Origin of the sequence: Streptomyces sp. NPDC085937, from assembly GCF_044540535.1 — a bacterium.
Lineage (GTDB): Bacteria > Actinomycetota > Actinomycetes > Streptomycetales > Streptomycetaceae > Streptomyces.
The window spans coordinates 35,516-42,972 of record NZ_JBITSH010000027.1 but is presented as its reverse complement, the minus strand read 5'-3'; the positions used below and the strand labels follow the sequence as shown (position 1 = coordinate 42,972).

Below are 7,457 nucleotides of genomic sequence, written 5' to 3'. Positions count from 1 at the left end.
AGGGCGAGGTCATCAAGACCGTGCCGGAGTCGAAGATCGTGGAGACGCTGATCGAGGAGGCGATGAAGATCGCCGAGCAGATGGAGAAGGACGGTGTGGCCTCCGGCGAACCGCAGATCGCGGTGGCCGGCTGACGCCACCCGTCCAGGACCGCGGGATCCGGGGGCGGCGGCCCCCGGCATCCGCGGGTACAGTGCGGAAATCAGGCAGACCCCTTTGTGTGAGGCCCCGCACGTGTTGACGCAGACCACTTCCCGGGTCCTCGAGCCGAGCGACCTGGACGCCGCACTCGCCGTACTCGACCGCGACCCGGTGGCGAACGCCTTCGTGACCGCCCGCGTGCGGATCGCGGGCCTCGACCCGTGGCGGCTCGGCGGCGAGATGTGGGGCTGGTACGAGGACGGCATCCTGACCTCCCTGTGCTACGCCGGTGCCAACCTCGTCCCCATCTGCGCCACCCCCCGTGCCGTCCGGGCCTTCGCCGACCGTGCCCGTCGCGCCGGCCGCCGCTGCTCCTCCATCGTCGGCCCGGCCGAGGCCACCGCGGAACTCTGGCGGCTGCTCGAACCCCAGTGGGGCCCGGCCCGCGAGGTCCGCGCCCACCAGCCGCTGCTGGTCACCGACCGCATGCCCGAGGCGATAGCCCCCGACCCGTACGTCCGCCGCGTCCGCAAGGACGAACTGGAGACGATCATGCCGGCGTGCGTGGCGATGTTCACCGAGGAGGTCGGCATCTCCCCGCTGGCCGGTGACGGCGGACTGCTCTACCAGGCCCGGGTCGCCGAACTGGTCGGCTCGGGCCGCTCCTTCGCCCGCTTCGACGCCGACGGCAACGTCGTCTTCAAGGCCGAGATCGGCGCCGCCACCGACCGTGCCTGCCAGATCCAGGGCGTCTGGGTGGCTCCCGAGCACCGCGGCCGGGGCGTCGCCGCCCCCGGCATGGCCGCCGTCCTGCGCTACGCCCTCGCCGACGTCGCCCCCCTGGTCAGCCTCTACGTCAACGACTTCAACACCGCCGCCCGCCGGACGTACGACAGGGTGGGCTTCCGTGAGGTCGGTGCCTTCATGAGCGTGCTGTTCTGACCGGCCCGTCCCTGTAGTCTCGCCGGCATGCTGCGCTTTCCCGGTCACGGCCGCCCCGAGCCCGACGACATCGTGATCGGCCCCCTCGACCTGCCCGGCAACGTCGATGAGGCGCTGGCGGTGCAGGCGGTGGCCTTCGGACTCGGCCCCGACGAGGTCGCCGTCCGCCGGCAGATCGTGCTGCGCCACATGACGTTCCCCGGGGCCCGGGCCTTCGGCGCGACCGTCAGGGGCCGGCTGGCCGGCTTCGTCTACGGCATGCCGAACGACCGCACGCACTGGTGGTCCACCGTCGTCGAGCCGTACCTGCGCGCCCAGGGCCACGAGGACTGGCTCGACGACTCCTTCGTCATCACCGAGCTGCACGTCCACCCGCGCCACCAGAAGCACGGCATCGGCCGCGCCCTGATCACCACCATCACCGACGGCGCGACCCAGCCCCGGTCGATCCTCTCCGCCCTCGACATCGAGAGCCCCGCCCGCCGCCTGTACCGCTCGCTGGGCTACCAGGACCTCGCCCGCCAGGTCCACTTCCCGAGCGCGTCCACGCCGTACGCCGTGATGGGCGCCCCTCTGCCACTCCGCCGCCGATAACCGATTTCCGCCGCCCCGTGCCACCCGGCTAACCTCGCCTTCATCACCTAGACGCAGCAGGAGTACGAGAACCATGGCGAACGCACCGGTCCAGCGCATGTCCCAGTTGATGGCGAAGACGCTGCGCGACGACCCGGCGGACGCCGAGGTCCTCAGCCACAAGCTGCTGGTCCGCGCGGGCTACGTGCGCCGCACCGCCGCCGGCATCTGGACGTGGCTGCCCCTCGGCAAGAAGGTGCTCGCCAACGTGGAGCGGATCGTCCGCGAGGAGATGGACGCCATCGGCGCCCAGGAGGTGCTGCTCCCCGCCCTGCTGCCGCGCGAGCCCTACGAGGCCACCGGCCGCTGGGACGAGTACGGTGCCGAGCTCTTCCGCCTCCAGGACCGCAAGGGCGGCGACTACCTCCTCGGACCCACCCACGAGGAGATCTTCACGCTGATGGTGAAGGACCAGGCGTCCTCCTACAAGGACCTGCCGGTGATCCTCTACCAGATCCAGACCAAGTTCCGGGACGAGGCCCGCCCCCGCGCCGGCATCCTGCGCGGCCGCGAGTTCCTGATGAAGGACTCCTACTCCTTCGACCTGGAGGACGAGGGCCTGGCCCGGTCGTACGCCCTGCACCGCGCCGCCTACCAGAAGATCTTCGAGCGTCTGGGCCTCGACTACCGCATCTGCGCGGCCACCGCCGGCGCCATGGGCGGCTCGAAGTCCGAGGAGTTCCTCGCGCCCGCCGAGGCCGGCGAGGACACCTTCGCCGACTGCCCCAACTGCGACTTCGCCGCCAACACCGAGGCCGTCGCGTACGAGCTGAAGCCCGTGGACGGCTCCGCCGTCCCGGCCGCCGAGGAGATCCCCACCCCCGACACCCCCACCATCGAGACGCTCGCCGCCCAGCTCGGCGTCCCGGCCTCGGCCACGCTGAAGAACCTGCTGGTCAAGGTGGACGGCGAGATCGTCGCCGTGGGCGTGCCCGGTGACCGCGAGGTCGACATGGACAAGGTCGAGGCGCACTTCGCCCCGGCCGCGGTCGAGATGGTCACCGAGGCCGACTTCATCGCCCGCCCCGACCTGGTGCGCGGCTACGTCGGCCCGCAGGGCCTGGACAAGGTGACGTACATCGCCGACCCGCGCGTCGCGCCCGGCACCGCCTGGATCACCGGCGCCAACAAGGCCGACACCCACGCGAAGAACGTCGTCGCCGGCCGTGACTTCGAGGTCGACGCGTACGTGGACGTCGTGGTCGTGGAGGAGGGCGACCCCTGCCCCCGCTGCGGCACCGGCCTCAAGCTCGACCGCGCCATCGAGATCGGCCACATCTTCCAGCTGGGCCGCAAGTACGCCGACGCCCTCAAGCTCGACGTCCTCGGCCAGAACGGCAAGCCGGTCCGCGTCACCATGGGCTCCTACGGCGTCGGCGTCTCCCGCGCGGTGGCGGCCCTCGCCGAGCAGACCGCCGACGACAAGGGTCTGTGCTGGCCCGCCGAGGTGGCTCCGGCCGACGTGCACGTGGTCGCCGCCGGCAAGGCGCTCCAGACCGAGCTGGCCCTCGACGTCTCCGAGAAGCTGTCCGCCGCGGGCGTCCGCGTCCTGGTCGACGACCGGGCCGGTGTCTCCCCGGGCGTGAAGTTCACGGACTCCGAGCTGATCGGTGTGCCGCAGATCCTGGTGGCCGGCCGCCGCGCCGCCGACGGCGTCGTGGAGCTGAAGGACCGCCGGACCGGCGAGCGCGAGGAGCTGACCGTCGACGAGGCGGTCGCCCGGCTCACCGGCCGCCGGTAACGGCAGTCCCGGGGCCGCCCGGCCGCGAACGGAAACCGTTCGCGGCCGGGCGGCCCCGTACTGTCAGCAGGCCTCCGCCGCGAGCGCGCGGCCGAGCAGACCGGCGGGCAGGTCCAGCCGCTCGCCGCAGAAGCACAGGAGGACGGTGCCGGGCCCCTCCGGCGCGCCCAGGTCGACGGTCAGAAGCGCCCGCAGCTCCCGGACCACGTCGAACAGGTGGGCGCCGCGTGCCACCAGCACGCTCACCTCGTCCGGATCCCAGACCACGATGTCCGGCAGATCGTCCGCCGTGTGAACGCGAATGCACATGACTGCCTCCCCAGGGATGCACAAGGGCACGGTGTTCCGCTTCGGGAGGCCAGCGGCTTCCGATCGTAGCGATGCCGATGGGCACCTGTGGGGCTTTCGGGGTATTCGTGGGCCGACGGGACGATCCGGCCGGCCGGGGAGGGATCAGGTGATCCGGCTGACCTGGAGCATCGCCTCCGCGTCCTTGATCAGCGCGCGCTGCCTGGCCTCCGGCAGCTGCCGGTACAGCGTCAGCAGCCTGGCCTCGCGTTCGTCGCGGCTGGGCCCCGGGACGGGACGCCCGACCGCCTCGAAGAACTCCTTGGGCGTCGTCCGTACGCCCCACCGGCGGAACACCTCGACCATCGCCCGCAGCTTCTCGGGGGCGATCCGGGACGTGCCCCGGGTGCGGTTCATCCAGGCGTTGAGCGTCGGGTAGGAGATGCCGGCCTCCGTGGCGAGGTCCTTCTGGGTACCGCTCTGGGGCAGTGCGAGGAGGCGCTCGAGAAGCGCCGCCAGATCCTCACCCGGGGGCTGCGGGCCGCTGTCGGCGGTCCGGGGCGGAGAAGGCGGTGTCTGTCGGCTCGTCACACGTCAGAGGATCGGACATGGCCATCTACAAGCGCAAGTAGATTGCAGATCAGGGCCGGATCAAGGGGTGTGCGCCGGAGCGTACGGGTGCATGCGCGCTACCCTGCCCCGCCCCCAACTCCGCCTCTTTGCGCCTTCCCTGCTTCTTCACGCTGTCCGTGCTTCCCCTTCACTCTTCGGCCGGAATATGCCTTGTCCGCCTTGACCCGATCTTCATCTACATGAAGACTGTAGACGCTTTCGGGGCCCGGAATCCCTGGCGAAGGCGGTCGGCTGCGCCGGCCCCACCCGCTCCGGCGTGCGCACATCCCTGGCCACCGGCCCCTGTCGGCCGTCCACGCAAAATCTACATCTACATGAAGATCGCAGACGTCGCTCCGTCGTGGGCCCCGTCCGGCGGCAGCACCGGCCGGTCAGCCGGGCCGGCCTCCTCACCCACCCCTCCAAGGAGTACGAACGTGTCCTTACCGTCCACCGCGAGAACCACCCCGAACGCCTCGGAGCCGGCGTGGCTCACCCGGGCCCGCACCGGGGACCGGGAGGCGTTCGCCTTTCTCTACCGCGAGTACCACGGCCTGGTGTTCGGCTATCTGCTGGCCCGCACCCGCGACCGGCACCTGGCCGAGGACCTGACCCAGGAGGTCTTCGCCCGCGCGCTGCGGAACATCTCCGGCTTCGCCTGGCGGGGCACGGATCCGGCCGCCTGGCTCACCACGATCGCCCGGAACATCCACCTCGACGAGCTGGGCCGCAGCCGCCACCGGCGCGAGACCCTGGTCGCCGACTTCGGCGACCCGCGCCAGCCCGGACCCGGAACCGAGTCCCTCGTCCTGCGCGACCTGGACGCCGTCGACGCCCGGGAGACGGTGCACCGCGCGCTGAGCACCCTCGGCCCGTCCCAACGGGCCTGTGTGGAACTGCGGTTCATCGGCGGGCTGTCGATCGAGCAGACGGCGCACACCATGGGGCGCACCGTCGGCGCGGTCAAGGCGCTGACGCACCGCGCCATGTGCAGGCTGCGCTGGGCGGCGGGGGCGGTGCCCGCGTGAACGAGTACCCGTCGGACGCCGTCCCCGTCGTCCGTGTCACCGTGGCGGTGCCCCGTCACGACTTCTTCCTCACCGCCACCCCGCCGGCCGAGGTGTACGCCGTCCCGTACGTCCCCGCGCCCCACCCCGGCGCCCTGGCCCCGCACGGCACCGGGGACGGCGGCCACCCGTCCGCCTCGCGCGCGCCGACCGAGCTGGAACAGCAGGCGCTCGCCTGGGACGCCGCCCGGGAACGCGCCGGGGCCGTGGCCCGGACCATCGAGCGGGAGGTGGGCGGCCACCCGGACGTGCGGACCGTGTGGGCGGACGGGGACACGGTGCACGTGCTGCTGGGTCTCGAGCCCCCGTTCACGCGCTGGCCCGGGTGGTGCGCGTACTTCGGCATCACCGCGTCCGCGGAGTGCACGGCGCCGCACATCCTGGCCGGTGAGGGCAGCCGGGACGGCGTACGCGTCACCGCCGCCGTCCAGCCCGCCTGCCCGGCCGCGGGGTCCGAGCCGGCGGACGCCCGGGGAGCGGCTCCCGGGGCGGAGGGGACCCCGGGAGGCGCGCACCCCGTGGGGGCGGGGGACCCGGGACGGCCGGACCCCGGTGCGCCGGGAAGCTTCGGAGGGTACGAGCACCCCTTCGCGGGGCTGGGACGCCTCGATGTCCACGATCGCGGCAGCGGGCGGGCCGGGTTCGGCGGACACGAACAGGCGGCCGGCCCGGGAGCGTTCGGCGACCACGAACACCCCACTGGCCGGGAGGACTTCGGCGGACACGAACACCCCGCCGGGCGGGAGGACCTCGGTGGGCGCGAGCATCCCGCCCCGCAGGGCGACTTCGGCGGGAGCGAGGACCCTGACGACAGCGGAACCGGGCCGGGCGGACAGGGCGATCCGCACGACCCGGAGTTCCGGGAGCGGGAGCACCCGGACGCGGACGACCCGGAGTCAAGGGACCAGGAACACCCGGACGGAACCGCACCCGCCGACGAGACCGACCCGGACGGAACCAGTGCCGGGGGCCGGCCGGACCGGGGCGGGACCGGACCCGGCCTGTGGACGGAACTGGCCGCATCCGGTGTCCTGCCGCTGGCGCACCTGGCCGGAACCGGCCACGACGAGTCCGACGACACCGGCGCCCTGACCCGGCCGGACCTCGGCCCCTGGGCGGGACCGGAGGGACAGGAACGCCCCGACGACCCCGCATCACCCCGGCCGGCCGGGGTGATGCGGCCCTTCCTGCTCGGCGGCACGGCGTACGACCTGGCACTGCCGTACCGCGACGTGCACGGCGAGACCTGGTACTTCCAGGGTCACCGCACCTTCGACGGGATGCCCCTGATGTCCCTCGACGGCCGCCCCGAGCGCTGCTCCCTCGCCCATGTGGCCGAGTACGCGGGCCCGCTCACCCCCGTGTCCGAGTCCGTGCCCGAGCCGGCCCCGGACGAAGGGGACCGATGACCGCGATGGAACCGCAGACCGGCACCCACACGTCCGGGCGCGACCGGGAGGGCCTGCTGCGCCGGCTGGTCCGGCCCCGCCGCTCCGGACCGGCCGGCCGGCCGCCCGAACCCGTCGACCGGCTGCGGCTGGAACACGAACTGGCGGTGAGCCGGCTGCGGCTGGCGCGCTGGCAGCAGTACGCCGACGCCTACGAACGCCGGCTCGGCGACGCCGAGCGGGAACGGGCCCACCTGCTGGCCTGGCTCGCCGCCCTGCACCCGGCCAGCGCCGTCCTCACCCCGCTCACCGGACCGGACCAGGAGGGAGCCCACCGTCTCTGCCTGGTGGCCGGCGGCTGGCACCTGTCCTGGCGCATACCGCCCGGCGACCTCGCCCTCTTCGCCCACGTCCCCTTCCGCGCGGAGTCCGCCGCCGCGCACCCCGTGCCCGACCTCCACGACCAGGGTGCGCTGATCCGCCGTCACGTCCGGCTGCTGGCGATGGAGGGGGTCGTGCAGGCCGGACTCGCCGGGAGGGCAGGGGGATCACCGCCGGCGCCGCCGGGCGGTCCCTGACCACGGCCCGGTGACGGCCCCGAGAGACTCCGGTCAGCAAGCTCGGGAGGCTACGCCGACCGGACCC

The 7,457-nt window shown here is 73.2% G+C and carries 8 protein-coding genes and 1 pseudogene; 7 read left to right on the top strand and 2 right to left on the bottom strand.

Annotation, left to right across the window (positions count from 1 at the left end):
* The 4 genes and pseudogenes from ACIF8S_RS33115 to ACIF8S_RS33100 all read left to right on the top strand — a co-directional run.
* Window positions 1–134: pseudogene (locus tag ACIF8S_RS33115) on the top strand (4-hydroxy-3-methylbut-2-en-1-yl diphosphate synthase); the annotation flags it as partial.
* Between the two features lie 100 nt (window positions 135–234).
* The gene (locus tag ACIF8S_RS33110; protein ID WP_349794125.1) at window positions 235–1,083 is read left to right on the top strand and encodes a GNAT family N-acetyltransferase; all 849 of its coding nucleotides are present in this window, start codon (window positions 235–237) and stop codon (window positions 1,081–1,083) included.
* A gap of 27 nt (window positions 1,084–1,110) precedes the next feature.
* Window positions 1,111–1,677 (top strand): GNAT family N-acetyltransferase, encoded by a 567-nt coding sequence (locus ACIF8S_RS33105; RefSeq protein ID WP_400004212.1) that lies wholly within the window; start codon window positions 1,111–1,113, stop codon window positions 1,675–1,677.
* A 73-nt stretch (window positions 1,678–1,750) separates the two neighbouring features.
* Entirely contained in the window at window positions 1,751–3,457 is a 1,707-nt protein-coding gene (locus tag ACIF8S_RS33100) for a proline--tRNA ligase (protein ID WP_349794121.1), read from the top strand.
* A gap of 63 nt (window positions 3,458–3,520) precedes the next feature.
* Here ACIF8S_RS33100 and ACIF8S_RS33095 read toward each other — a convergent pair whose 3' ends face one another.
* Both ACIF8S_RS33095 and ACIF8S_RS33090 read right to left on the bottom strand, forming a co-directional pair.
* On the bottom strand, window positions 3,521–3,766 hold the full coding sequence (locus ACIF8S_RS33095; RefSeq protein WP_400004210.1) for a hypothetical protein: 246 nt from the start codon (window positions 3,764–3,766) through the stop codon (window positions 3,521–3,523).
* Between the two features lie 144 nt (window positions 3,767–3,910).
* Window positions 3,911–4,336 carry a helix-turn-helix domain-containing protein gene (locus tag ACIF8S_RS33090; RefSeq protein ID WP_400004209.1) on the bottom strand — a complete coding sequence of 142 codons (426 nt, stop codon included), beginning with the start codon at window positions 4,334–4,336 and terminating at the stop codon, window positions 3,911–3,913.
* Between the two features lie 458 nt (window positions 4,337–4,794).
* Here ACIF8S_RS33090 and ACIF8S_RS33085 point away from each other — a divergent pair, with 458 nt between their 5' ends.
* Genes ACIF8S_RS33085 through ACIF8S_RS33075 form a run of 3 tightly spaced genes read left to right on the top strand, consistent with a single transcriptional unit; the run spans window position 4,795 to window position 7,390 of the window.
* Entirely contained in the window at window positions 4,795–5,385 is a 591-nt protein-coding gene (locus tag ACIF8S_RS33085; RefSeq protein ID WP_400004207.1) for an RNA polymerase sigma factor, read from the top strand.
* Window positions 5,382–6,833 (top strand): BN159_2729 family protein, encoded by a 1,452-nt coding sequence (locus tag ACIF8S_RS33080; RefSeq protein ID WP_400004205.1) that lies wholly within the window; start codon window positions 5,382–5,384, stop codon window positions 6,831–6,833. Before ACIF8S_RS33085 ends, ACIF8S_RS33080 begins: the two co-directional genes overlap by 4 nt.
* Window positions 6,830–7,390: a hypothetical protein gene (locus tag ACIF8S_RS33075; protein WP_400004204.1), complete on the top strand. Its 561-nt coding sequence runs from the start codon at window positions 6,830–6,832 to the stop codon at window positions 7,388–7,390. The genes ACIF8S_RS33080 and ACIF8S_RS33075 overlap by 4 nt, the downstream gene beginning before the upstream one ends.
* Window positions 7,391–7,457 lie beyond the last annotated feature (67 nt).

Excerpts from the sequence above, each read along its gene's own strand:
- ACIF8S_RS33100 (WP_349794121.1), top strand. The coding sequence starts at position 1,751 with ATGGCGAACGCACCGGTCCAGCGCATGTCCCAGTTGATGGCGAAGACG.
- ACIF8S_RS33095 (WP_400004210.1), bottom strand. The coding sequence starts at position 3,766 with ATGTGCATTCGCGTTCACACGGCGGACGATCTGCCGGACATCGTGGTC.
- ACIF8S_RS33075 (WP_400004204.1), top strand. The coding sequence starts at position 6,830 with ATGACCGCGATGGAACCGCAGACCGGCACCCACACGTCCGGGCGCGAC.
- ACIF8S_RS33105 (WP_400004212.1), top strand. The coding sequence starts at position 1,111 with ATGCTGCGCTTTCCCGGTCACGGCCGCCCCGAGCCCGACGACATCGTG.